The sequence below is a fragment of the Flavobacterium potami genome (assembly GCF_020026915.1).
GTDB lineage: Bacteria > Bacteroidota > Bacteroidia > Flavobacteriales > Flavobacteriaceae > Flavobacterium > Flavobacterium potami.
This window is the reverse complement of the sequence record NZ_JAINUY010000002.1, coordinates 312,474-337,512: the sequence shown is the minus strand read 5'-3', so window position 1 is coordinate 337,512 and position 25,039 is coordinate 312,474. Positions and strand designations below refer to the sequence as shown.

The following is a 25,039-nucleotide window of genomic DNA, read 5'->3' as shown; positions in this document are numbered from 1 at the left end:
AAATAGTAGGTTATAAAAAATTAAGGCATTACAAATGTAACTTAATTTTAAAAACAGCACTATTCTTATTGATATGTTTGTTACAACTTATAACATTTTTCTTTAATTGCGCCTATAAACAAAAAATGCCCATAAAAATATGGGCATTTTTTTATTTTATTCTAATGACTAAGACTTATTCCCACTCAATTGTTGCAGGTGGTTTTGAACTAATATCGTAAACTACACGATTCACGCCTTTTACTTTATTGATGATGTCGTTTGAGACTTTCATCAAGAAATCGTAAGGCAAGTGAACCCAGTCAGCAGTCATACCATCAGTAGATTCAACAGCTCTAAGCGCTACTACTTTTTCGTAAGTACGCTCATCACCCATCACACCAACAGAGTTTACAGGAAGCAAAATTGCTCCAGCCTGCCAAACTTTATCGTATAATTCCCAAGATTTTAATCCTTCAATAAAAACAGAATCTACATCTTGTAAAATTCTAACTTTCTCTGGAGTAATATCTCCTAAAATTCTAATTGATAATCCAGGTCCTGGAAAAGGATGTCTTCCTAATAATTCTGGATCTATTCCTAATGAAGCACCAACTCTTCTTACTTCATCTTTGAAAAGCATTCTAAGTGGTTCAACAATTTTCAATTTCATATAATCTGGCAATCCACCAACGTTGTGGTGCGATTTAATAGTTGCAGATGGTCCTTTTACCGAAACAGATTCGATTACGTCTGGGTAAATTGTTCCTTGTGCCAACCATTTTACGTCTTCTAACAAGTGTGATTCATCATCAAAAACTTCGATAAATACACGACCGATTGTTTTACGTTTTGTTTCAGGATCACTGATTCCTGCTAATTCGCCAAGGAAACGATCTCCTGCATCTACACCTTTTACATTTAATCCCATTCCTTTGTATTGATCTAATACATTTTGGAATTCGTTTTTACGCAAAAGTCCGTTGTTAACGAAGATGCAATATAAATTTTGTCCGATTGCTTTGTTTAATAAAACTGCTGCTACGGTAGAATCTACTCCTCCAGATAAACCAAGAACTACTTTGTCGTTTCCTAATTTTTCTTTCAATTCTGCTACCATTTCTTCCACGAAAGCATTTGGAGTAAAGTTTTGAGGAACTTCAGCAATTTTTACTAAAAAGTTCTCTAACATTTTTGCTCCTTCTGTAGAATGGTAAACTTCTGGATGGTATTGAATTGCATAAGTAGTTTCACCTTCAATTTTGTAAGCTGCGAATTCTACGTCATGTGTGCTTGCTAATTTTACAGCATTTGTTGGAAGTGCTTTGATACTATCGCTATGACTCATCCAAACTTGGCTGTTTGGTGAAACTCCGTCAAAGAAAGTTTCATTTTCTTTAATATAAGACAAGTTAGCTCTTCCGTATTCTCTTGTGTTTGAAGCAGCAACTTCTCCACCACTAAAGTGTGCTAAATATTGTGCTCCGTAACAAACAGCAAGCAAAGGCATTTTACCTCTAATTTGCGATAAATCAGGATGTGGTGCATCTTCTCCTCTAACAGAGAATGGGCTTCCTCCTAAAATTACGGCTTTATAACTTGATAAATCACTTGGAATGTGATTGTAAGGAAAAATTTCGCAGAATATATTTAATTCGCGAACTCTACGCGCAATAAGCTGAGTATATTGCGATCCGAAATCTAAAATAAGTACGTTGTGTTGCATGCGCAAAAGTACTTTTTATATTTGAAAATGAAAAATCGGAACGTTGAAAAAAAATATTTTTTTTCAACGTTCCGATTTTAGCTACAAAGTGACAAAGTGACAAAGGTTCAGAGGTTGACTTAAAGGTGTCAACCTATTTAACTTTGCACCTTTGCACCTTTGCACCTTTGTAACTTTGTAACTTTGTCACTCTAAAGAAAAACCTTTTCCAGAAAAAACTCGTATCTAACGAAAAATCCAATTTTAAATTAACTATGAAATCAAAATTTATTGCCTTAACCATTTGTTTATCTCTTTTCTTAACTTCTTGTGATGCTGTAGATGATTTATTATCATTCAATATTTCGAATGCAACTTCAATTAAAATCAAAAGTTCATCTCCCATTAATTTACCATCAGAAATTATTACACCAGAAGTTACAACTAATTCTTCTGCTGAATTTGAGAACAATAAAACAAAAGCAAGTTTGGTGAAAGATGTAAAAATCAGATCGCTGAAATTATCTATCTCCGATCCGTCTGATAAAACTTTTACGTTTTTAAAATCGGTTCATTTGTACATCTCAACAACAAATTCTGACGAAATTGAATTGGCTTATGCCGATAATATCAACGTATCCAGCAACACAATAGATTTGATCTGTACAGATAAAAAACTGGATCAATACATTAAAGCAGACAGTTACAAAATAAGAACTCAAGTAACATTGAAAGAAACATTAACTAAAGATGTAACTGTAAAAGCAGATATGAAGTTTAGAGTTACTGCGGATCCATTTTGATCAAAGTAACAAAGTAACAAAGTGACAGAGTAACAAAGGTTCAAAGAAACGAAGTTTTAAAACTTTGTTTCTTTGAACCTTTGACACTTTGCTACTAGCACTGAAAGCGCTCTACTCTTTCGTTACCACTATAGATGCTTTAAATCCTGCTGCAAGATTGTCCCAATAATCATTGGTAACCAATGCTCCTTTGTCATCGTATACTTGTATTTCTGCAGTATTTCCTCCAAGTGTACCTATATTTAAAGCTTCGAAATCTAATTTATTGAAACCTGGTGTAAGATTAATTTTGACTTGTTGAAAATTGGAATCTAATAAAATTCGGTCCCTAACCACAACATCATTTGAAGACACTTTCACTAAATCGCCATCAATTGCTCCAAAATCACGGAATTTTACAATAAAATATTCTGATTTAGTTTTAAAATCTCCCAGTGAAATATTCTTTTTCACTAATACACCACGTCCTTCCCTCAATCCTGCATCTTTTAATGCTTTGTTCAGGTCTTTTTCCATTTTCGCCACATAACGATCGCCAGGGTTGGCAAAATCGGTTTCTGTAGACATTGTAAATTTGCTTTTTTCTTCTCCAATCTGAAATTTTGATTTTGGAGTTATAGTGGTATTTTCAAAAACATTCGGTGTTTTAATAGCCGGAATATCACTAACGTCTGCCTGAGGATCTTTTACTTCCGGAATCGGAGTTTTCTTTGGTTTTGCACTAAACTTAGGTGCCGGAATAGCTTTGAATTTAGAATTAAATTCACCTTGGGCTGATACTGACATCGCAGTAAAAAACAATATGAATAATAAAATGTGCTTCATTGAAATAGTTTTATCGAATCGGCTTTTATAATTAATACAAAATCAAAAGTCCAGCATCACAAAAATAGTATAATTTAATTAGGCTCGGCAACTTTAGGAGTTTTATAACAATAAATTAAGCTAATTTTTGGAATCAAAAAACCTGCCATTTTTTTTTATTTCATAAAAAACAAACTTCAATTTAAAAAACCTCAAAATCCAAAAACTTAATCTTTTTAATGCTTTTATTTAATCTTAAAACACGTTCATTATTTTGATTTCTAACAACTTATTCTTAACTTCAATACTTTATTATACCATTTATTAAATCTTACAAAAAATGGATTATATCGATTACTACAAGGCATTAGATGTTACAAAATCTGCAACTGAAGCAGAAATCAAAAAAGCATATCGAAAACTGGCTCGAAAATATCATCCTGATTTAAATCCGAATGATAAAGAAGCAGAAAAAAAGTTCAAGGAAATCAATGAAGCTAATGAAGTTCTGAGCAATCCAGAAAATCGTAAAAAATACGACAAGTACGGAAAAGACTGGAAACATGCCGACGAATTCGAAAAAGCAGGTTACGATCCAAATCAGCAGCAAAGCAGACAACAAAGCGGTTCTCAATATTCTGGAGGAGATTTTTCGGGTTTTGGCGGAGGTGATTTTTCTGGAAGTGATTTCTCTGACTTCTTCAATTCGATGTATGGCGGAGGAAGAAGCAGATCGCAATCGAAATATAGAGGTCAGGATTTTAATGCTGAATTGGAATTGGATCTTGCCTCAGCTTACACCACACACAAACAAAGCTTGACCGTAAATGGAAAAAACATCCGAATTACAATTCCTGCAGGTGTCGAAAATGGTCAAATTATCAAAATTCCAAATCATGGCGGACCTGGGGTAAATGGCGGACCAAATGGCGATTTGTTCATCACTTTTTCTATTGCCAATAATTCAGATTTTAAACGCGAGGGCAATAATTTATATACAGACGCTCCTTTGGATTTGTACACCGCTATTTTAGGCGGTGAAACGTACATTAATACTTTTGATGGAATAGTAAAAATTAAAGTTCCCGCAGAAACACAGCCTGGAACGAAAGTGAAATTAAAAGGAAAAGGCTTTCCTATTTATAAAAAAGAGAATCAGTTTGGCGATTTATACATCACTTACACCATAAAAATCCCAACAAAATTGTCGGATAAAGAAAAAGAATTATTTGAAGAATTAGCAAAACTTAAAAAAGATGAAAAATAAAAATCTAATCCAGATAAAGCAGTTTTGTTTGTATCACGAAATTGAAAACACTTTTATAACCGAACTTCATAATTACGGACTAATTCATATTATTATGCAAGAAAATGATCAATATTTGGAACCAGAACAACTTCCAACGGTAGAAAAAATGATTCGAATGCATTATGACCTTAAAATTAATCTCGAAGGTATTGATGTAATCGCCAATCTTTTAAGTAAGATTGAATCTTTACAAAAAAATATAAATACCATACAAAATAAGCTTCGCCTTTATGAAGAAAAAGAAACAGAATAACGATTTAATATCACAAAAAAGCTTGATTTCCGATTTGATTTCAAGCTTTTTTTAGTCCCTTTCAGAATCCTAATTCTTAAATTGCGACCTATTAATTAACCTGAATTTGCTTTTAAAACTCAACAAACAAATTCGCAAATTATACAAAATGAAAAGAGAAAACATCTTAACTGGATCTCCGTGGGAAGACAAAATGGGATACTGCCGCGCCGTAAGAATTGGAAATATCATTGAAGTTTCTGGAACTGTTGCCATTGTTGATGGTGACAAAGTAAAAGCAGACGACGCTTATGCTCAGACTTATAATATAATTGAACGTGTTGAAAAAGTTTTAGAAGATTTGAATGTTGGAATTAAAGATGTAATCAGAACGAGAATTTTTACAACAGACGTTTCTACTTTTGAAGAAGTGGCAAGAGCACACGCAGCATTCTTTAAAGACGTAAAACCAACCACTGGTTTTTATGGCATCAATCAATTAGTCGCTCCTGAATATTTGGTTGAAATCGAATTTACTGCTGTTGTTCAGTAATATTTTTTTATAGCCACAAATTTCACTAATTGACACTAATTTTTTCTTTTAATTCGTGAAAATTAGCGAAATTCGTGGCTATAATTTTTTTCTCCTTAATTAATGACTTCCCAAAATCCAAAACAAATACTTCTCGATATTCCTAAATGGATTATAGTTTGTGCCTTAATCGGTATTCTATCAGGATCAGCATCAGCATTTTTCTTAGTTTCTTTAGAATGGGTTACAAAATTTAGAATTCAGCACGATTGGATTATTTGGCTTTTGCCTTTCGGCGGATTGCTGGTTGGTTTGAGTTACTACTATTGGGGAGAATCGGTTACAAAAGGAAACAATTTGCTTTTGGAAGAATATGAAAGTCCGAAGAAAGTGATTCCTTTTAAAATGGCGCCTTTAGTACTTTTGGGAACTTTGCTTACTCATCTATTCGGAGGTTCGGCAGGTCGTGAAGGTACAGCAGTACAAATGGGCGGTGCTATTGCCGATCAATTTACCAAAATTTTCAAACTCAATAATGCTGAACGTAAGATTTTAATAATCTTAGGAATCAGCGCAGGTTTTGCCTCTGTTTTTGGAACACCTTTAGCTGGTGCAATCTTTGCTTTGGAAGTTTTGTATTTTAGTAAAATCAACTTCAAAAGCATTTTACTTTCTTTTTTAGTTGCTTACGCCGCTTATTTTACAGTAGAATTTTGGGAAATAAAACATACACATTATAGTATTCCTGAAATTCCTGAACTTTCTCTAAACAACATTTTATACGTTATAATTGTTGGCGTTTTATCCGGATTTGCAGCTTTATTATTTGCAAGAAGCACTCATTTCTGGAGTTCTCTTTTTTCGAAAAATATAAAATACCCACCACTTCGTCCTGTAATTGGCGGAATTGTTCTAGCGGTTGCATTTGCTGGTCTAGGTTTTACAAAATTCTCAGGTTTAGGAGTTCCTGTAATCTTAGATTCATTTTCCGATCCGAATCAATGGTACGATTTTTTACTTAAAATATTATTCACCGGATTCACTTTGGGAGCTGGCTTTAAAGGTGGAGAAGTTACTCCGTTATTTTTTGTCGGAGCAACATTAGGAAGTGCTTTATCCACCATTATTCCGATGCCGATTGCTCTTTTAGCAGGAGTCGGATTTGTTGCTGTTTTTTCTGGCGCAACCCATACTCCTATCGCCTGTACAATCATGGGAATGGAATTATTTGGAATTGCTCCTGGAATTTTTATTGCCATAGGTTGTATAATTGCTTATTTCTCTTCTGGTTCTGTCGGAATTTATAAATCTCAGATTGTAAAAGGAGCAAAATATAAGTTGTATCAAAAGTTTCATAAAAAAGAACTTCAGAATCTTTAAAAGAAATTCCAAATTAAAAAATTCCAAATTCCAAATTGAATTGATTGATCACAAAACAGAATACTGAGACCGAGACTGTGACTGAGACCGAGACCGAGACCGAGACTGAGACTGCGACTGAAAACTAAAATTATTTTCAGCATTACATTAAAAAAATGTAAATTCGCAAACTATGAAAATACAAGATATTCAAGCGATTCAATTATTACTCGCAAGCCCAAAGAAAATTGCCATTATTCCACATAGAGGACCAGATGGTGATGCAATGGGGGCAACATTAGGTTTGTACCATTTTTTAATAAAAAACAATCATCAGGCAACAGTAATTGCTCCAAATGATTTCCCTAATTTTTTAGCGTGGCTTCCCGGTTCAGAAACCGTAAAAATATTTGAAAGAGAAACTCAGATATGCACCCAAATTTTAGAGGAAGCTGATATCATTTTCACACTTGATTTTAATGCTTTTCATCGAACGGGTGAAATGGAACATACTTTGGCCAAGCTAAAAGGTACTTTCATTATGATCGATCATCATCAAAAACCTGATGATTATGCAACCTACACTTATTCAGACACCTCATTTGGATCTACTTGTGAAATGATTTATAATTTTATCGATTTCTTAAACAAAAGAGAAGATATTGATAAGAACATTGCAACTTGTATTTACACAGGAATTTTAACCGATTCTGGTTCTTTCCGTTTTCCAGGAACTACTGGAAACACACACCGAATTATAGCCGAATTAATTGATTTAGGTGTTGAAAACACTGAGATTCCCGTTTTATTATTTGATAATAGTTCATTCAGCAGATTACAGTTATTAGGACGTGCTTTGCAAAATATGAAGATATTCGAAGAACATAAAACCTCTTATATGACGTTAACACAAGAAGAATTAGATTCTTTCAATTATGTTAAAGGTGATACAGAAGGAATTGTTAATTATGGTTTAAGTATAAAAGATATTGTTTTTACTGCTATTTTTATCGAAAATAAAGAAGAAGGAATTATCAAGATTTCTTTCCGTTCGCAAGGTGGTTTTGATGTGAATCAGTTTGCCAGAGATCATTTTAACGGAGGCGGACACAGTAACGCAGCCGGCGGAAGGTCTGAGGTTTCGATGGAAGAAACAGTTCAGAAATTTGAAGATTTAGTAAAGAAACTAACCTTATAGCCCAATCAATGAATAACCTAAAACTGAGTATTTATAGTTTGCTTTTTGCTGCTTTGTTAATCAGCTGTAAGCACCATGAAGAAGCCAGAAGACCTATTTCCAGTGCTTCAGGAACATTCATGAAAACATCTGCAGATCGAAATAAAAAATTAGTGGCCAGCGAAGAAGATGTTATCAAAAAAATAATCAAAAGCAATCCGAAAGTAAAATATTATGCTACTCCTAAAGGCTATTGGTTTAATTACGACGAAAAAAGCCCTACGGAAACCGCTGCCCCGAGAAAAGGAGATATTGCTTACTTCAACATGGAAGTAAAAGATCTTGAAGGTAAAATTATTTATTCAGAATCTGATCTTGGTCCTCAAACATATTATGTAGACAAGCAAGATATCATGATGGGTTTACGTGACGGAATTAAAAGAATGCATAAAAGCGAAACAATTACTTTCTTGTTTCCATCGCATATGGCTTATGGCTATCATGGAGATAATAAAAAAATCGGAACCAACGAACCTTTAATGGTTACCGTGACACTACGAAATTTTGTTCCAGATCCAGCTGCTCAAACCGCTGTAGCTCCAAAAACGACCACACCTAAACCTGCAGTTTCAAAACCTGCAGCACCAGCAAAAAAAGATACATTAACTCCATAAAAAACAACATCTTAAAATGAAAAAAAGTATTTTATTATTACTAATAGCCGTTAGCTCATTTTATTCTTGTAAAGACGATCATAGCAATCTACCAGATGGTTTATATGCCGATATCGAAACAAATAAAGGTCATATCATTGTAGAACTTGACTATAAAAAAGCACCAATTACAGTTGCAAATTTTGTAACCTTGGCTGAAGGTAAAAATGAATTTGTAACACACGAAAACCTAAAAAAGAAACCTTTTTTTGATGGTTTAAAATTCCATAGAGTTATTGAAAATTTCATGATTCAAACTGGAGATCCTTTAGGAACAGGTTCTGGAGATACAGGTTATAAATTTAAAGATGAATTCTCAGATTTAAAATTCGATAAAGCTGGTGTTTTAGCAATGGCCAATAATGGTCCTGGAACCAACAGCAGTCAATTTTTTATTACTCATGTTGAAACTCCTTGGTTAGACAATAAGCATACTATCTTTGGTCATGTTGTAGATGCTAAAGATCAGGAAGTAGTAAATAAAGTAGTTCAGGGCGACAATATCGTTTCTGTAACTATTATCAGAAATGGTGAGGCAGCAAAGAAATTTGATGCCGTAAAAGTATTTCACGACTATTTTGCTGATATTGCAAAAGAACAAAGCAAATACGCAGGAGTACAAAAAGAAAAAGTGGCTTCTTATGTTGCTTTAAAAGCAAAAGCAACTAAAACTGCAAGTGGCTTAGAATACGTGATCATTGAAAAAGGAACTGGAAAAAAACCTGCTGTAGGAAGTCAGATATACATTCATTATGCTGGTTTTCTTGAAGACGGAACCTTATTTGACACTAGTATTGAAAGTGTTGCAAAACAATTCGGAAAATTTGATCCTGCAAGAGCAGAAGCAAAAGCATATCAGCCAATTCAATTTCAGGCAGGTAAAAAAGAAGGTTTAATCCCTGGTTTTATTGAAGGTGTTGAACAACTTTCATTAGGCGATAAAGCAGTTATTTTTATTCCATCTCATTTAGCTTATGGAGAAACTGGAGCTGGAGGCGTAATTCCACCTAATGCCAATATTATTTTCGAAATTCAAATAACAGAAAAACCATAAAAAAGTTTATTTACAGACTTAAATCTGAAAGAAATGAAGTTTAAATTTTTATTTTTATTTTGCCTTGCAATAGTAAATATTCAGGCACAAACTAAAAAGCCGGCAGCAAAACCTGCAACAAAAGCAACAACAACAGCAGCAAAACCTGCTGTGAAGCCAAGTACTGAAGAAGGTATCTTTGCCACAATCTCTACAACAAAAGGAGATATTGTTCTTTCTTTAGAATATGTAAAAGCGCCTGTTACTGTAGCAAACTTTATTACTTTGGCTGAAGGTACAAATCCTAACGTTAAAGCATCTCTTAAAGGAAAACCATTTTATAACGGATTAAAATTCCACAGAGTTATTAATGATTTTATGATTCAAGGTGGTGATCCTGACGGAAACGGTTCTGGAGGCCCTGGATATTCTTTTAAAGATGAATTTGTAGACGATTTGAAATTTGAAAAAGGCGGTGTTCTAGCAATGGCAAATTCTGGTCCAGCAACAAATGGAAGCCAATTTTTCATTACACACAAAGATACTCCTTGGTTAAACGGAAAACATACCATTTTCGGTCATGTGGTTTCTGGAATGGATGTCGTAAATAAAATTGTTCAGGATGATGTAATGACAAAAATTGTTATTACTCGCAAAGGTGCTGCGCCAAAGAAATTTGATGCTTTAAAAGTTTTAAGCGATGATGTAAAAAAAGAAGCCGCTAAAAAAGAAGAGGCTAAAAAAGTGGTAGCGGCAAAAGCTGCGTATTTTAAAGACACAAAAGCTAAAGCAACTGCAACGGCTTCTGGTTTAAAATATGTAATCACTCAAAAAGGAACAGGCGTTAAAGGTGCAGAAGGTTCTACAATCTACTTTCACTACGCTGGATATTTTGAAGATGGTACTTTATTTGACAGCAGTATGGCTTCGGTAGCAAAAGTTTATGGAAAATATGATGCTAATAGAGATGCTCAAGGCGGTTACAAAGCTTTTCCGTTTACGGTGGGTAAAAAAGACGGAATGATTCCAGGTTTTCTTGAAGCACTTGATATGATGACAGATGGAGAAAAAGCAATCTTCTTCTTGCCTTCTAACTTAGCGTATGGCGAAAAAGGTGCAGGAGGTGTTATTCCGCCAAATGCTACTTTGATTTTTGAAATCGAAACATACCAAAATCAGCCTAAATAATTAAGACAAAAATTTGTTCTTTATTTATATAAAAACCATCAGGACTTCTCTGATGGTTTTTCTTTTATAAAAGGTTTCGTTTTTTTGAACAATTCATAATTCAAGACTTCTAAATTCCTTTTTATTGTTATTAAGTCAGTATTCTCAACATAGTACGATAAAATCCTAAATAAAATAGCTTATCTTTGCCGGCTGAATTTTTTAAAACAGATAAATTATGACGTCGCAAAACAATGTATTAAAAGGTGTTTTTCTAGTTGCTTTAGGTGCAACTACATATGGAATGTTGGCTACTTTTGTCAAAATAGCTTATTCTGAAGGATACACAACCGCAGAAGTTACCACCTCACAATTTATTTACGGAATTACAGGAATTCTTTTAATCAATCTTTTTCAAAGAATTAAAAATAAAAATCAGACCGTTAAGGCAACTCCTAAAAACATTTTTAGCTTAATGCTGGCAGGAACTTCTTTAGGAATGACTAGTTTGTTTTACTATTTGGCAGTAAAATACATTCCTGTTTCTATTGGAATCGTTTTATTAATGCAGACCGTTTGGATGGGTGTATTACTTGAAATGATTCTAGAAAAAAAGCTTCCTTCCAAGCAAAAAATCATTGCTGTACTTATTGTGCTTTTTGGAACTGTTCTCGCAACAAATATCATCAACAATGATATCAAATTAGATTGGAGAGGTTTGGCTTGGGGAATTATGGCAGCAGCTTCTTTTACCACAACTATGTTTACTGCAAACCGTGTTGCTACAGAAATATCTTCAGCACAAAGAAGTCTTTATATGCTTTTGGGCGGATCTATTATCGTATTCTCTTTTGCTTTTGCGACACAGGTTGCCCCTTTTAATCTTGAAATTTTTCTAAAATGGGGAATCGTATTGTCTTTATTTGGAACTATAATTCCGCCATTGCTTATGAACGCTGGTTTTCCTCTAACTGGTATTGGACTAGGAAGTATTGTTTCTGCACTTGAATTGCCAGTATCTGTTATGATGGCATTTGTATTATTAAATGAAAAAGTAATCCTATCTCAATGGATTGGAATTGTTTTGATCATACTTGCCATAATTATTATGAATGTAAATTTCAAGTCTAAAAAGTAAATAAAAAAAACATACCTAAAAAAAGATCTTCTGTAGCGCAATAATTGTTAATTTTTTTCATAAATTCGTGATAAACAATAAGATATCATGATTCTACCTTGGCATTTATATTTAATGGCTTCTCTTTATATACTTGCTGGAATTAATCATTTTAGAAAGCCCGGAATGTATATCAAAATCATTCCTCCCGCATTTAAGAACCCCAAATTAATAAATATTTTAAGTGGTGGTGCCGAAATAATTCTAGGCATCCTCCTAACCCTGCCTTTTACAACTCGTATTGCAGCTTGGGGAATTATAGCATTACTAATTGCTGTATTTCCTGCAAATGTTTATATGTTTCAAAATAAAAAAGCAGGTTTTGGTTTACCAAGATGGATTTTATTTGTACGTTTGCCCTTACAAATTATTTTGATTTATTGGGCAGCCCAATATGTATTCTAACATTAACCATTAATTAAATTATTTTATTATGAAAAAATTATTTGCTGAGTTCTTCGGAACTTACTGGCTTGTTTTTGGAGGTTGCGGAAGTGCACTTTTCGCTGCAGGATTTCCAGAACTAGGAATCGGATTTGCAGGCGTTGCACTTGCATTTGGTCTAACAGTAGTAGCAATGGCTTATGCTGTTGGACACATTTCTGGTGGACATTTTAATCCAGCAGTTTCTTTCGGTTTATGGGCAGGAGGAAAATTCCCGATTAAAGATCTTATTCCTTACATCATTGCTCAATGTATTGGCGCTATAGCTGCGGCCGGAACATTGTACACCATTGCATCTGGAAAAGCCGGTTTTGCAATTGACAACACTAAAGCAGGAGCATTTGCTTCAAACGGCTTTGGAGCTTTTTCTCCGGACGGTTATTCTTTACAAGCTGCTTTTATAACAGAATTTGTTCTTACCATGTTCTTTCTTTTAATTATTTTGGGGGCGACAGACAAATTTGCCAATAGTAATTTTTGTGGTATTGCAATCGGTTTAACACTGACTGTAATCCATTTGGTTAGTATACCAATTACCAATACTTCTGTAAATCCAGCAAGATCACTTTCTCAGGCCGTTTTTACAGGAGGCGAACCACTAGCTCAGGTCTGGCTTTTCTGGGCGGCTCCTATTTTGGGTGCAATAGCAGCTGGTTTTATCTACAAAAATCTATTACAACAACACGGTGAACCAGACAAAATTGTATTGTAAAAATTAGCGCATAATAATTATAAATTAGCATCTAATTAATTTCATAAGAGAAAATCAAATATATTTAGGTTTGATTTTCTCTTTTTTTTGGATAAAATCGAACAGGAAAACCATATTTCAACTCAAATATTTAGTATTATGAACGAAATTATTTCTTACTTCAGTACCATTCCATCTTCACATAGAAGCCTGATTCTTGTTGGCGGAATTACTATTTTTTGGCTTATTGAAAATACATTTCCACTATTCCGAATGCAATATAAGAAATGGCCACATGCCGGAATAAATTTCTTTTTTACTTTCACCACCATTGTTGTCAATTTTATTTTAGCTTTCATTTTAATAAAAACAGCAAGCTGGACAATAGAAAATCATTTTGGCATTTTACAATGGCTTCCAAAAATACCAGTTTGGTTATATACAATAATCGGTTTATTGCTTTTGGATTTAATTGGTGCTTATTTAGCACATTTTGTTCAACATAAATTCAAGTTTCTCTGGCAATTTCATTTAGTACATCATACCGATACTTGGATAGACACTACGACCGCTAATCGGCATCATCCAGGCGAAAGCGTAATACGATTTATTTTTACCACTTTAGGCGTTTTTATCGTTGGTGCTCCTATGTGGATGGTTTTTCTATATCAATCTCTATCCGTGGTAGCATCGCAATTTAATCATGCCAATATTTCGCTGCCAGAAAAACTGGATATTTTCTTGAGTTATTTTATTGTTTCTCCTAATATGCATAAAGTACATCATCATTATGTTTTGCCTTATACCGATAGTAATTATGGTAATATATTTTCAGTTTGGGACAGGCTTTTTGGAACTTTTACCTATCTTCCAAAAGAGCAATTAATTTATGGCGTTGATACGCACATGAGTCCAGAAGAAAACAATAGGTTGAAGAATCTGCTAAAAATTCCATTTGAAAAATCACGATCCTTTAAAAACAGTTAAAAACATTAAAAAAAATATACTCTTCCGAAACAACTTATTATTTTTTTTTTTAATATTGATACATAAATTGAGAATCAATCTATTAATAATTAAAACCTATTTTGAATTAATTTTCACGTGATGAAAAAGAGTAGCCGCAAAGAATTGACTTGGGAGCAAACCGAAAAACTTGTTTCGTTAGCTTTAGAAGAAAAAAATCCATTTGAAATTATAAAAAAAGAATATGGATTAGCAGAAAAAGAAGTTCTGGAAATCATGAAAAAGAAAATGCCTCTTGAGAAGTTTGAGATGTGGAAAAAGAAGGCAATTGCGAACAAACCTAAACCAAAACCAGTAAAAATAGATGATTTTGATGAAGATTTGGATGGAAAATATTATATAAAAAATAAACTAGATTAAACTTTTAAGCTCCTGTTTTTCAGGAGTTTTTTTTTATTTTAAATTTATTGTTATTTTTAAGTAACTTTCAGGTACTTTTTGTGACAAATACTATTAACTAAATATATACAAATGAAAAAAATACTTTACACCTTAGCTCTAGCGGTTACATTTTGGAGCTGTAAAACAGGTAGCACTGGAGCCGCAAAAAGCAATATGGTAGAAGTTAACATCAATCTGACAGACGTTAAAGATGATAAAGTACTGGTAACGGTAACTCCACCAGCAATTAAAACCGATGAAATAGTTTATAGTATTCCTAAAACGGTTCCTGGAACTTATTCTACAGATAATTACGGAAAATATGCTGAAGATTTTAAAGCATTTGATGCAAAAGGAACTGCACTTACCGTAAAAAGAATTGACGACAACAGTTGGTCCATTTCAAACGCAAAGACTTTAAAGAAAATAACTTATTTAGTAAACGATACTTTTGATACTGAAAAAGGAACTGGATTTGGTAATGATGATGTTTTCTCTCCAGCAGGAACCAATATTGACGCAGGAAAAAATTTCATGATAAATACTCATGGTTTTGTTGGATATTTTCAGGATAAATTAGAAGTTCCTTACAAAGTTACCATTACACACCCTGAAACACTTTGGGGAGCAACTTCTATGACAGATGAAGATGCAAGCAATACTGCTGATGTATTTAAAACTTCTCGTTATGCAATTTTAGTAGAAAATCCGATTATGTACTCTAAACCGGATTACACTACTTTTAATGTGAACGGAATGGACATCTTAATTGCTGTATACTCTCCAACTGGAAAATTTACTGCAGAAAGCATCACACCGGAAATGAAAACGATGATGACAGCACAGAAAAACTTTTTAGGAAAAGTAAATTCTACTAAAAAATATACTGTTTTGCTATACTTGTCAAGCATGGCAAAAGATGATGCACACGGTTTTGGTGCATTAGAACATCCAACAGCTACTACTGTGGTTTTACCAGAATCATTGTCAAAAGAAAAATTGGTTGAATCGATGAAAGATGTGGTTTCTCACGAGTTTTTCCATATCGTGACTCCATTGACCATCCACTCAAAAGAAATTCAGTATTTTGACTATAATGCGCCAAAAATGTCTGAACATTTATGGATGTACGAAGGTGTAACCGAATATTTTGCAAATCTTTTTCAAATCAACCAAGGTTTAATTGATGAAGCAGAATTCTATACTCGTATTGCAGATAAAATAGAACAGGCTAAAGGTTTAAATGATACGATGTCATTTACTGTGATGAGTAAAAATGTATTGGAACAACCTTATAAAGATCAATACTTAAATGTATATCAAAAAGGAGCTTTAATCGGAATGTGTATCGATATTATCATTAGAGAAAAAAGCAATGGAGAAAGAGGAATTCTGGATTTAATGCATAAATTATCAGACGAATATGGTGTTGAAAAACCATTCAATGATGATGAATTATTTGCTAAAATCACTTCGTTAACTTATCCTGAAGTTGGAGAATTCTTAAATAAATATGTAGCTGGAACAACTCCAATTCCTTACGATTTTTATTTAGCAAAAGTTGGTGTCACAAAATCGACAGAGAAAAAAGCTGGAAATCCTTTCCTTAAAGGACAAACGCCATATATCACGATTGATAAAGCAACAAAAGAAATTATCGTTCGTCCTGATGTTGAAAATGAATTCTTCAAAAGCTTAAATTTAAAAGGTGGCGATAAAATTTTAGCTGTAAACAACAAATCATACAATTTAGATAATATCTACGATTTGATTACAGAAAGTGAAAACTGGAAAGAAAATGATCCAATCACTGTTAAAATTAAACGTGGTGCTAAAGAAGAAACTATTAAAGGAACTGTAAAGCTTCCATACGAAGAGGCAGAAACTTTTAAAGCGACTGATGCTTCAAAAGACAAACTTAAAAATGCTTGGTTAAAAGGATAATTTCTTTTTAAAACATAAAAAAACCGTCTCGTTAATAAAACGAGGCGGTTTTTTTTATGTCATTGCGAGGAACGAAGCAATCACATATAGAATGTCCATATATACAAAACTTACTTATATTAGTGAGATTGCTTCGTTCCTCGCAATGACTTTGCCTTTAATTTCTATTTCTTCACCGGAAACTTCCAGTCAAATTCGTCTTTGTCGTTGATGATGGCACCTATTTCAAACTTTACCACTTCATCAAATTCTGTTTGAAGAATAAACCAATTGTCTTCATTGAAGTAATTTTCGAAAGTGTCAAAAGTTTCCTGATTGTATTTTGTAATTCCTTTTGTTGCTAAATCTTTCTTTACATCAGCAATTTTTCTTCCGATCAATTTATATCCGAAAACTTCTAAATCGCCGCTTGAAGCTACTAAATAACCTAATTTCAAGTCTTCTTCTTGATAAAATGTCAATCTGATTTTTAGTGCATTATAAACAAAAATAACATTATCATCTTCGTCTTTATAATTTTTATCAGGCTTTCCTAAAGCTGCTGTTACATCATTCTGCTTCATTCCGAAAAGCAATTTATCAATTCCTGATTTTAGATTTATTTTCATATTTCGTTTTCTTTATTTGAAGTGCAAATTTCGTGAAGTTTTTCGTTGTTTCGCCACGAATTGCACAAATTTTCTCGAATTTTAATATTTCTTATTTGTCAGGCCGAACGAAGTCGAAGTCCTTTCGGTACAAAGCTCTTCGACTTCGCTAGGCCTGACAGTCGCTTAATTTTTAAAATTCTTTTTATTTGGCTTACTGCTCATATAAAAAGTAATTTTCCCTCCATTTATAACATCTTCATGTTTTAAGAAAGGGCTAGAAAGTTCTTTTCCATTTAAAAGTACTTTTGAAACAAACACATTTTTATCGGATTGATTGACTGTTGCAACCTCAAAAGTTTTTCCGTTTTCTAAATTTAAAATGGCATTTTTTAATAACGGACTCCCTAAAGCATATTCGTCAGAACCTGGAGCAACTGGATAAAATCCTAAACTACTGAAAATATACCAAGCACTCATTTGTCCGAAATCGTCATTCCCTCCTAAACCATCGGCGCCGTTTCTGTACATTTTCTTCAAAATCATTCTAATCTTGTCTTGTGATTTCCAAGGAGAATCTGTCCAATTGTACAAATAAACTACGTGATGAGAAGGCTCGTTGCCGTGAACATAATTTCCAATAATTCCATCTCTTGTAATGTCTTCAGTATTTTCAAAATATTTATCAGGAAGATGCATATTGAACAAAGAATCTAAACGAACTTTAAATTTCTCATTTCCTCCCATTAATTGAATCATACTGGCAGGATCTTGCGGAACGTATAAACTGTAATTCCAAGAATTTCCTTCAATAAAGCCTTGCCCGTGTGTGTCTAACGGATCAAATTCTTTTTTGAAAGTTCCATCATTCAATTTTGGGCGCATGAAACCCGTTTTCTCGTCATAAACATTTTTATAATTTTTAGATCTATTGATGAATTCATTGTAAATATCTGTTTTTCCTAATTTCTTTGCCGCTTGTGCAATTGCCCAGTCATCATAAGCGTATTCTAAAGTTTTAGAAACCGATGCGCCGTTTTTATCTTCAGGTACATAACCTTTACTCATATAAAACTCCAAACCGTCGTAATAGGGTACTTTTGCAGTATTTACACACGCTTGAAGCGCTTTTTCGGCATCAAAACTAATATTGCCTTTTACGATTGCATCTGCAACTACAGAAACAGAATGATACCCAATCATACACCAATTTTCATTGGCATAATGTGACCAGATAGGAAGCATTTTATGAACACTCTGATCCGAATGCGCCAACATTGAACTTACCATATCGGCATTTCTTTTTGGTTGGACAATATTAAATAACGGATGCAAAGCACGATAGGTGTCCCAAAGTGAATAACTGGTATAATTGGTAAAGTTTTCTGCTTGGTGTACATTCATATCCAGACCTTTATAATTTCGATCCAAATCCATGTATTCCGTTGGACCTAAAAAAGCATGGTACATCGCAGTGTAGAAATTCACTAAATCTTCTTTCTGAATCGTTTCAACCTGAACTTTATTTAGTTCTTTATTCCAGATTTCCTGACTTTGTTTTTTTACTTTTTCGAAATCCCAACCCGGAACTTCTTTTTTCATGTTTTCCAAAGCGCCCGCAGAACTCACAGGCGATAATGCCATTTTTATTTTAATTTTTTCCCCTTCGTTGGTATCAAAATCAAAGAACAATTTTAAGTTTTGTCCTGCCATTTCCGGGAAGTTTTTTGTTTGGTCGAATCTTCCCCAAAAACCTCTGTAAACGCTTTTTTCTAATGGAGCTTGTCCGTAACTTTTTATTGGTTTATTGAATGACATAGCAAAATAAACTGTTCTCGTTCTCGCCCATCCGTTCGTTTGACGATATCCTGTAATCAAAGTATCATTTTCAATTCGAACAAAAGTCCAGACGTTCTTTTTATCGTAATTGTAAATTCCGGAAGTCAGATCTAAAATAATATGTGCTTCATCTGATTTTGGAAAAGTATATTGATGCATTCCCACTCTCGTAGTTGCCGTAAGTTCTGCTTTAATTTTATGATCTTCCAGAAAAACACTATAATATGCTGGTTCTGCTTTTTCTGTTGCATGAGAAAATGCCGATCTATAACCTGATAAAGGTTTTGAAGCCACCCCAGGATTTAATTGTAATTTTCCAGTTGTAGGCATAATTAAGAAATCACCCAGGTCAGAATGTCCTGTACCACTAAAATGCGTATGGCTAAAACCTACAATCGTTTTGTCTTCGTATTGGTATCCTGCGCAATATTTATAGACTTCTCCATTATATTTCCCGTTTAAACCGTAAGCAATCGTATCGGTTTCGGGGCTCAATTGTACGCTCCCAAAAGGTACAGTTGCACCTGGATATGTATGTCCCATTTTTGCTGTTCCGATCATCGGATCAACATATTGTATTAGATTTTTAGGTACGTTTGTCTTTTTTTGCGCATTCATATTAGCAGTAAAAACAAGCAACAAAGCTCCAATTGTAAAACGAAAAACAGTTTTTTGCAACATAATTGTGAAAATGTTTTTTAATTATTTTTTAGTTTAGAAAATTACAACAAAATTTAAATTTTTAAACTACATCCATTTGAATATCTTTGAAATTCTAAAAAAATAAATGCCTTATGAAAAAGATTTTTTCACTGCTTTTTTTAATTCATTCATTGTGTGGTTATTCTCAAAAAACAGAAAGTTTTGCATTAACTAAAGAGGAAATCAATCAAAGAGAGCTTAACGAAATTTCAGATTTTCCAATTTATAAAGCAATTGAATTTAGCGACAAAAGCGGTGTTTATGATTTGGTTTTCACCGAAAATCAAAAAACTATTTCTAAAAAAGACACCTTAAACACCAAAATTCAGGCAATTTGTGTGATGAATGATCACGGAGGTTTTTTAGAAAAATGGAGAATTAATGATTTACTTGAAGATTATATTCCGAAAGAAACTACGATTTGGTTTTGGACAAAATATTGCAGCACAAAGGATTTGGATGGGGATGGTTATGTCGACCCTGTAATTGTTTATGGTTCAAAAACGGAATATGGTGAAATAAGACGTGTAAAAATCATAACGCTCTACAAAAACAAAAAATATGCAATTCGTGCCGTTGAATGTGATCTAGACCATTGCAGAAGTTTTAAAAAGGATCAAAATTGGAATACACTTCCACAGAAAATAAAAAGTTATGTCGATCAATTGACAGAGAAATTGAGAAAAGAACAGAATTTACTTTTGAAAGACGGGTAGATTTAATTGTAAATTGTTAATGGTGAATTGTTAGTTGCCAAACTTTTCAGGAACTCGAAACCTGAAACTTGAAACAAAAAAACCTGAAACCTGAAACCTGAAACCTGAAACAAAAAACCTACTCACTCATCTCATCATAACGTTCCGGAACTTGCGGATCGTAAAGCGGGCATTTGAATTCTTCCATGATGTCAACCAATTTGTTCATGGTTTTTCCTTCGGTTCCGTAGCAATCAATTTTTATGCTTTGAGGTGTGGTAACAACTTGAAAAGCTCCTTTTCCTTTTGGATTTTTCCAGCTGTTTTCATCGACTCTTTCCCAGTCTGAAAAAACAGAATTAATTCTATTTATGATTACTTCAACTTGGAGAACGGCAAGACCTTCTACTTCTTCTTTTTCAAGTAATGCTTCATAAACTTCTTGATTATTAAGGTAGATTTCGTCTAAATATTTCCAAAAAAGTAATTCGTACATAATCGGTGTAGTTTTGAAACCATATAAGTTATATAAGTAAATATAAATTCTTTCTGAAAAAATGGAAGACAGTAAAAAATAAGGCTTCGACTTCGCTCAGTCTGACAAATCTAATCTATCAAATTAAAATGAACTTATATAACTTATATGGTTTAAATATTTTTAGTAAGTAAATGTTCCGTATTCGCTTGTGATAGTCAGTTTCTTTTCTTCTGAAGCTTCTACTCTACCAACGATTTGCGCATCTACATTGAATGATTTTGAAATTTCAATAATATCTTGTGCAATGTTTTCTGGAACATAAAGCTCCATTCTGTGTCCACAGTTGAAAACCTGATACATTTCTTTCCAATCTGTTTTCGATTGTTCTTGAATTAATTTGAACAATGGAGGAACTGGAAACAAGTTGTCTTTTATAACATGTAAATCTTTCACGAAATGTAAAATTTTAGTCTGTGCACCACCACTGCAGTGTACCATTCCGTGAATATCTTCTGGAGTGTATTTATCTAAAATTTTCTTGATAATTGGCGCGTAAGTTCTCGTTGGAGAAAGCACTAATTGTCCAGCATTGATTGGACTATTCTCTACTTCATCTGTTAAATTAACTTGTCCAGAATAGATTAATTCTTCTGGAACCGCCGCATCATAACTTTCTGGGTATTTTTTTGCTAAATATTTTCCGAAAACGTCATGGCGAGCAGAAGTCAATCCGTTACTTCCCATTCCGCCGTTATATCCTTTTTCGTAAGTTGCCAGACCAAAAGAAGCCAAACCAACAATTACATCTCCTGCTTTGATGTTTGCGTTATCTACAACATCAGAACGTTTCATACGTGCTGTTACTGTAGAATCTACAATAATAGTACGAACAACATCTCCAACGTCTGCCGTTTCTCCACCAGTTGAATGAATTGTTACTCCGAAAGATTTCAATTCGTTGATTAATTCTTCTGTTCCGTTGATGATTGCTGAGATAACCTCGGCCGGAATTAAGTTTTTATTCCTTCCAATTGTAGAAGAAAGTAAAATATTATCGGTTGCACCAACGCATAATAAATCATCAATATTCATGATTAATGCATCCTGAGCAATTCCTTTCCAAACAGAAAGATCTCCGGTTTCTTTCCAATACATATAAGCCAAAGACGACTTTGTACCCGCTCCGTCGGCATGCATGATAAGGCAGTGTTCGTTGTCCTGAGTTAAATAATCCGGAACAATTTTACAGAATGCCTGCGGAAATAAACCTTTGTCAATGTTTTTTATGGCGTTGTGTACGTCTTCTTTTGATGCCGAAACACCTCTTTGTGCGTACCTTTTGCTAGAATCTGAACTCATGAAAATTAGTTTGTGTTGATGTGGTGCAAAGATAATCCCTTTTTTTAATTCTTTTACTTATTCGAATATTTGATTAAAAAAAAATCGGCAGATTGGAATATCGCCGATTTTTCACAGATTAAATTATGTTGGTTATTGTGGTATCTCTATTGTGTGCTTTCTTAATTTCTAGACTAAATTAGAAAACTTAATCATTCCTTAACAAAACACAAGTCATTATTTTTCAAAACATTACAATATTATCGACAAAGCGCGTATTATTTCGATAAAATGCATTTCCCCTCCGTTAATTTTACAAGAAAAAATTTACTTATTCTTGAATTACTTTGATTTCAGGGCATAAAAAAGCCTGTTTTAAAAAACAGGCTTTAACAGTTTTATTTACTTTATTTTGTAAAAAGCAATTCTCTGTATTTAGTTAATGTCCAACTTTCGTCATCTACTAATAATTCTAATTTATCACAGTGATTACGAATTTCATCAAAATAAGGTTTTACTTTATTACAATACGCTTCTGCCATTTTTTGGGCATCAGTCAATTGATTGGCTTTTTTTCTTTCGTTAGTCATTGCCAGTACTTTAGAATTAATTCCTTCAATATGACCTGAAATTTCTTTAATCAAAGTAATTTGCTCTTTTGCAATGGTTTCAAATTCTTTTCCAAAGATTTCTTTTAAACCTTTTACATTTTCAATCAAAGTATTCTGATAGCGAATTGCAGTCGGAATTACGTGGTTTCTTGCAATATCGCCCAAAACTCTTCCTTCAATCTGGATTTTCTTTGTATATTCTTCTAATTCAATTTCGTAACGTGCTTCTGCTTCAACATGATTAAAGATTCCAAGTTCAGCAAATAAATCTAAAGCTTGTTTTGAAACTTTTGCTTTAATAGCTTCCGGAGTAGTTTTAAAGTTGCTCAACCCTCTTTTTGCAGCTTCTTTTTCCCATGCTTCGCTATAACCATCACCTTCAAAAAGGATTTTTTTAGATTGTTTGATGTATTCTCTTAAAACATTAAAGATCGCATCATCTTTTTTCATGTCTTTAGAATCGATCAAGTTCTCTACTTCATTTTTAAAGTCAATTAGCTGTTTGGCCACAATTGCATTTAAGGTTGTCATAGCATTTGAACAGTTAGAATTTGAACCCACCGCTCTAAATTCCCATTTGTTTCCTGTAAAAGCAAAAGGAGAAGTTCTATTTCTGTCTGTATTATCCAATAATACGTCTGGAATTTTTCCGACCACGTTCAATTTCAAATCTGTTTTTTCTTCTGGCGAAAGCTTTCCAGTTGTAACACTTTCCAACTCAGATAAAACTTTTGTTAATTGTGCTCCAATGAAAACAGACATAATTGCTGGTGGCGCCTCATTTGCACCTAACCTATGATCGTTACTTGCCGTTGCAATAGATGCTCTTAATAAAGTTTCGTTATCGTTTACCGCTTTTATCGTATTAATAAAGAATGTCAAAAACTGCAAATTACTCATTGGCGTTTTACTCGGACTTAACAAGTTTACACCTGTATCTGTAGCCAACGACCAGTTGTTGTGCTTTCCAGAACCGTTTACACCTTTAAATGGCTTTTCGTGAAATAACACTTTAAAGTCATGACGCTCTGCCACTCTCTGCATCACATCCATTAATAAAGAGTTATGATCAACCGCTAAATTAGTTTCTTCAAAAATTGGCGCTAATTCAAACTGATTTGGCGCTACCTCATTATGACGTGTTTTTACCGGAATACCTAACAACATACATTCCTGCTCCAAATCTCTCATATAAGTAAGAGCTCTGGTTGGGATAGATCCAAAATAATGATCGTCTAACTGTTGTCCTTTTGCAGAAGTGTGTCCTAATAAGGTTCTTCCTGTCATCATTAAGTCAGGACGTGAATTCGCTAACGCTTTATCAATTAAAAAATACTCTTGCTCCCAACCCAAAGTAGCCGTAACTTTCTTTACGTTTTTGTCAAAATATCTACAGACTTCTGTCGCCGCTTCATCAATAGCAGATAATGCTCTTAATAAAGGTATTTTATTATCTAAAGCTTCACCCGTGTACGCAATAAATACAGTTGGAATACATAAGGTTGTACCATATATAAAGGCTGGAGAAGTTGGATCCCAAGCTGTGTAACCTCTCGCTTCAAATGTATTTCTGATTCCACCGTTCGGGAAACTTGATGCATCTGGTTCTTGTTGTACCAATTGTGCACCGCCGAATTTCTCTACGGTATCGCTTCCATCATAAGACATATCAAAAAAAGCATCGTGCTTTTCTGCAGTTGTTCCTGTAAGAGGCTGAAACCAGTGTGTATAATGCGTAACACCTTTGGCCAACGCCCATTCTTTCATTCCCATCGCAATATAATCTGCCAGTTTCCTGTCAATTTTAGTTCCGTGCTGGATTGCATCTCTTACTCCTTTTAAAGCATCTGAAGTTAAATACTGCTTCATTGCTTTTTCATTAAATACATTTGCCCCGAAGAGATTTGATTTTCTGTCTATTTCTTCAAAATGCACAGGCTTTCTGTTTGAAGCTTCTCGTAAAGCTTGGAAACGTAATGTTGACATTGGTTATATATTTTAAATTCGTACTAATTTTCATTAAAAAAATGAGGAACAAAGATAAACAATAATTAAGCCTGTTTGGAATATAATTTTTAGATTTTTGAACTACAATTTCTCAACATAAAATGCTTTTTTCAAAGAATAATGAATTCAATCCGCAGAAATATAACAAAACTGTACGGTTATATTGATTAAATAAACATTTTTTCATAATTTCTTAACTCAAGAACTCAAAAAACTGCCGTAATTATTACGAATTTATTTTTTTAAGGTTAATAAAATTGCTTTTTTTAAAATATACCCCTCCCAAAATTGCGCTTATCCAAAAAA

The 25,039-nt window shown here is 33.5% G+C and carries 23 protein-coding genes; 16 read left to right on the top strand and 7 right to left on the bottom strand.

The annotated features are described in order from the left end of the window. Nucleotides 1-175: 175 nt before the first annotated feature. Complete coding sequence (gene guaA, locus K6T82_RS07270) at nucleotides 176-1,705, bottom strand: glutamine-hydrolyzing GMP synthase (RefSeq protein WP_223705272.1); 1,530 nt, start codon at nucleotides 1,703-1,705, stop codon at nucleotides 176-178. Between the two features lie 254 nt (nucleotides 1,706-1,959). Here guaA and K6T82_RS07265 point away from each other — a divergent pair, with 254 nt between their 5' ends. Further along, entirely contained in the window at nucleotides 1,960-2,487 is a 528-nt protein-coding gene (locus tag K6T82_RS07265; RefSeq protein WP_223705271.1) for a hypothetical protein, read from the top strand. Nucleotides 2,488-2,598: 111 nt separating this feature from the next. Here K6T82_RS07265 and K6T82_RS07260 read toward each other — a convergent pair whose 3' ends face one another. Next, nucleotides 2,599-3,312 carry a hypothetical protein gene (locus tag K6T82_RS07260; RefSeq protein WP_223705270.1) on the bottom strand — a complete coding sequence of 238 codons (714 nt, stop codon included), beginning with the start codon at nucleotides 3,310-3,312 and terminating at the stop codon, nucleotides 2,599-2,601. A gap of 319 nt (nucleotides 3,313-3,631) precedes the next feature. On the opposite strand from K6T82_RS07260, the gene K6T82_RS07255 reads away from it, so the two are divergent. From K6T82_RS07255 to K6T82_RS07190, 14 genes are all read left to right on the top strand, one after another. Continuing rightward, the gene (locus K6T82_RS07255; RefSeq protein WP_223705269.1) at nucleotides 3,632-4,558 is read left to right on the top strand and encodes a DnaJ C-terminal domain-containing protein; all 927 of its coding nucleotides are present in this window, start codon (nucleotides 3,632-3,634) and stop codon (nucleotides 4,556-4,558) included. Continuing rightward, nucleotides 4,548-4,853, top strand: coding sequence for a chaperone modulator CbpM (locus tag K6T82_RS07250; RefSeq protein ID WP_223705268.1), 306 nt, complete (start codon nucleotides 4,548-4,550; stop codon nucleotides 4,851-4,853). The genes K6T82_RS07255 and K6T82_RS07250 overlap by 11 nt, the downstream gene beginning before the upstream one ends. A 148-nt stretch (nucleotides 4,854-5,001) precedes the next feature. Next, on the top strand, nucleotides 5,002-5,385 hold the full coding sequence (locus K6T82_RS07245; RefSeq protein WP_184164127.1) for a RidA family protein: 384 nt from the start codon (nucleotides 5,002-5,004) through the stop codon (nucleotides 5,383-5,385). 102 nt (nucleotides 5,386-5,487) lie between these two features. Continuing rightward, the gene (locus tag K6T82_RS07240) at nucleotides 5,488-6,744 is read left to right on the top strand and encodes a voltage-gated chloride channel family protein (RefSeq protein WP_223705267.1); all 1,257 of its coding nucleotides are present in this window, start codon (nucleotides 5,488-5,490) and stop codon (nucleotides 6,742-6,744) included. Between the two features lie 172 nt (nucleotides 6,745-6,916). Then, nucleotides 6,917-7,921, top strand: a complete 1,005-nt coding sequence (locus K6T82_RS07235; protein ID WP_223705266.1) for a DHH family phosphoesterase — start codon at nucleotides 6,917-6,919, stop codon at nucleotides 7,919-7,921. 8 nt (nucleotides 7,922-7,929) lie between these two features. Continuing rightward, nucleotides 7,930-8,574, top strand: coding sequence for a gliding motility-associated peptidyl-prolyl isomerase GldI (gldI, locus tag K6T82_RS07230; RefSeq protein WP_223705265.1), 645 nt, complete (start codon nucleotides 7,930-7,932; stop codon nucleotides 8,572-8,574). A gap of 16 nt (nucleotides 8,575-8,590) precedes the next feature. Continuing rightward, a complete protein-coding gene (locus K6T82_RS07225; RefSeq protein WP_223705264.1) occupies nucleotides 8,591-9,667 on the top strand; it encodes a peptidylprolyl isomerase in 1,077 nt (358 codons plus the stop codon). A gap of 33 nt (nucleotides 9,668-9,700) precedes the next feature. Next, the gene (locus K6T82_RS07220; protein ID WP_223705263.1) at nucleotides 9,701-10,834 is read left to right on the top strand and encodes a peptidylprolyl isomerase; all 1,134 of its coding nucleotides are present in this window, start codon (nucleotides 9,701-9,703) and stop codon (nucleotides 10,832-10,834) included. Nucleotides 10,835-11,051: 217 nt separating this feature from the next. Further along, nucleotides 11,052-11,951, top strand: coding sequence for an EamA family transporter (locus tag K6T82_RS07215; RefSeq protein WP_223705262.1), 900 nt, complete (start codon nucleotides 11,052-11,054; stop codon nucleotides 11,949-11,951). Between the two features lie 87 nt (nucleotides 11,952-12,038). Continuing rightward, nucleotides 12,039-12,395 carry a DoxX family protein gene (locus K6T82_RS07210; protein WP_223705261.1) on the top strand — a complete coding sequence of 119 codons (357 nt, stop codon included), beginning with the start codon at nucleotides 12,039-12,041 and terminating at the stop codon, nucleotides 12,393-12,395. 28 nt (nucleotides 12,396-12,423) lie between these two features. Further along, a complete protein-coding gene (gene aqpZ / locus K6T82_RS07205) occupies nucleotides 12,424-13,146 on the top strand; it encodes an aquaporin Z (protein ID WP_223705260.1) in 723 nt (240 codons plus the stop codon). A gap of 138 nt (nucleotides 13,147-13,284) precedes the next feature. After that, complete coding sequence (locus K6T82_RS07200) at nucleotides 13,285-14,112, top strand: sterol desaturase family protein (RefSeq protein ID WP_223705259.1); 828 nt, start codon at nucleotides 13,285-13,287, stop codon at nucleotides 14,110-14,112. Between the two features lie 120 nt (nucleotides 14,113-14,232). Further along, entirely contained in the window at nucleotides 14,233-14,511 is a 279-nt protein-coding gene (locus K6T82_RS07195) for a DUF2805 domain-containing protein (protein ID WP_223705258.1), read from the top strand. 111 nt (nucleotides 14,512-14,622) lie between these two features. Beyond that, the gene (locus K6T82_RS07190) at nucleotides 14,623-16,476 is read left to right on the top strand and encodes a M61 family metallopeptidase (protein WP_223705257.1); all 1,854 of its coding nucleotides are present in this window, start codon (nucleotides 14,623-14,625) and stop codon (nucleotides 16,474-16,476) included. A 164-nt stretch (nucleotides 16,477-16,640) separates the two neighbouring features. On the opposite strand, the gene K6T82_RS07185 is transcribed toward K6T82_RS07190, so the two are convergent. Together K6T82_RS07185 and K6T82_RS07180 are read right to left on the bottom strand one after the other, a co-directional pair. Beyond that, nucleotides 16,641-17,084, bottom strand: coding sequence for a hypothetical protein (locus tag K6T82_RS07185; RefSeq protein WP_223705256.1), 444 nt, complete (start codon nucleotides 17,082-17,084; stop codon nucleotides 16,641-16,643). 165 nt (nucleotides 17,085-17,249) lie between these two features. Next, nucleotides 17,250-19,583: a GH92 family glycosyl hydrolase gene (locus K6T82_RS07180; protein WP_223705255.1), complete on the bottom strand. Its 2,334-nt coding sequence runs from the start codon at nucleotides 19,581-19,583 to the stop codon at nucleotides 17,250-17,252. Between the two features lie 113 nt (nucleotides 19,584-19,696). Between K6T82_RS07180 and K6T82_RS07175 the strand changes: the two genes are divergently transcribed. Further along, nucleotides 19,697-20,320, top strand: coding sequence for a M949_RS01915 family surface polysaccharide biosynthesis protein (locus tag K6T82_RS07175; RefSeq protein ID WP_223705254.1), 624 nt, complete (start codon nucleotides 19,697-19,699; stop codon nucleotides 20,318-20,320). 118 nt (nucleotides 20,321-20,438) lie between these two features. On the opposite strand, the gene K6T82_RS07170 is transcribed toward K6T82_RS07175, so the two are convergent. The 3 genes from K6T82_RS07170 to K6T82_RS07160 all read right to left on the bottom strand — a co-directional run bounded on the left by K6T82_RS07170 (nucleotide 20,439) and on the right by K6T82_RS07160 (nucleotide 24,712). Then, a complete protein-coding gene (locus tag K6T82_RS07170; protein WP_223705253.1) occupies nucleotides 20,439-20,795 on the bottom strand; it encodes a hypothetical protein in 357 nt (118 codons plus the stop codon). Between the two features lie 162 nt (nucleotides 20,796-20,957). Further along, nucleotides 20,958-22,136 (bottom strand): AIR synthase related protein, encoded by a 1,179-nt coding sequence (locus tag K6T82_RS07165; protein WP_223705252.1) that lies wholly within the window; start codon nucleotides 22,134-22,136, stop codon nucleotides 20,958-20,960. A gap of 386 nt (nucleotides 22,137-22,522) precedes the next feature. Beyond that, nucleotides 22,523-24,712 carry a glutamine synthetase III family protein gene (locus K6T82_RS07160; RefSeq protein ID WP_223705251.1) on the bottom strand — a complete coding sequence of 730 codons (2,190 nt, stop codon included), beginning with the start codon at nucleotides 24,710-24,712 and terminating at the stop codon, nucleotides 22,523-22,525. Between the last annotated feature and the right edge of the window lie 327 nt (nucleotides 24,713-25,039).